This window comes from Oribacterium sp. (genome assembly GCF_057249185.1).
This window is the reverse complement of record NZ_DBHIGR010000228.1, coordinates 1-1,214: the sequence shown is the minus strand read 5'-3', so window position 1 is coordinate 1,214 and position 1,214 is coordinate 1. Positions and strand designations below refer to the sequence as shown.

The 1,214-nt window shown below is 37.3% G+C and carries 2 protein-coding genes and 1 pseudogene; all 3 read right to left on the bottom strand.

Annotation, left to right across the window (positions count from 1 at the left end; all coding sequences use genetic code 11):
* The coding region (locus ACO4PX_RS09775; RefSeq protein ID WP_485572495.1) for a DUF3791 domain-containing protein at positions 1-191 on the bottom strand (191 nt) is incomplete at its 3' end.
* 231 nt (positions 192-422) lie between these two features.
* Complete coding sequence (locus ACO4PX_RS09770; protein WP_314345125.1) at positions 423-968, bottom strand: DUF1697 domain-containing protein; 546 nt, start codon at positions 966-968, stop codon at positions 423-425.
* 18 nt (positions 969-986) lie between these two features.
* Positions 987-1,214 (bottom strand): annotated as a pseudogene (locus tag ACO4PX_RS09765) (transcriptional regulator); the annotation flags it as partial.

Below are 1,214 nucleotides of genomic sequence, written 5' to 3'. Positions count from 1 at the left end.
AGATATTCTTCAATATCTTTCACAACAAAATCAGTACTCTGTGTATGTAAAATATCATAATTCGGAATCAGGTAATGATTAAGACAGCCACTCTGTTTTAAAGCAAAATATACCTGTGCAGCCGTCTTCCTCCAACGATTTGCGCAGGCATGAATCATATAAATAACAAAAGAAAAGATTTCCGAACTCAAAATTTCCTCCTTAAATAAACTAACAAAATAGAAGAATAAAACATAGAAACTATCGGAATAATACTATCTAGTATACATTCTTTAGTGATGTTTTGAACACTTCGTTTTTTGTTCACTTCATTATTCTTGATACTTCCACAACTTCTTTTTAGAGCCTTCTCTTTAGGGAACTTTTCGATACTAAGCGGTAGCCAGAAGTTCCCTAAAGTTCAATGCTTTTTCCTATCTCTTTCACTCTCGACTCCTCAACATTTCTGCAATCTTATCAAAGGTATTTCCGTTTCGAATCGTAATTTGCTTGTAGAAATCCTGCTTCATGAGTTTTTTATGGTAGGTGGTTTTTAGATATTCCGCCTCATCCATTTTCCCCCAAAATACAGCCTGTTTCCCGACATGTACTTTCTCATTGTAAAATGTAGCGTTCTCTATAAAGTGAAGAATATCAGACTTATCCATAGTACAGGAATAAAACAAAACATCTCTTCTTGCCAACGCCTCTTCCCACCAAGCCGGTAATGCCGCTTGTTCTTCCAGATACTCTTCTTTAGTAAGCAATGCAAAGGGGATAGAAAAATCGTAGTTTGTTTCTAAGACTTTTCTTATCTTTAAGATACAAGCCTCACGACTTTCCGCACTACTGAAAAACAGATTGCCACTATTGATATAGGACTCCGGATTTTCAAAGCCTGCAAGGAATAAAGCTTCTTTTAACGCACTCATAGAAACTTTATTCTTACCGCCCACATTGACGCCCCGAAGGAAAAGTATATATTGCAAGAAACTGCCTCCTTAATTTTAGTGTTTCTTCTTCCATAACGACCCCAGCAAGATACCGATTGCAGAGATTATTGCTCCAACTACAATCATTCCCCAGTCCGGGGCATTGATCTTGTTAGCGGCAATGTTGTTTGCCATTTTAAATGTACCATATTCAGCCAGCATATACATTAGGCCAAAGAAAAGGGTAGATCCCCATTTTCCTTTTCCCCAAAAGTCATTTTTCCCAATCAGCACGGACTCAAC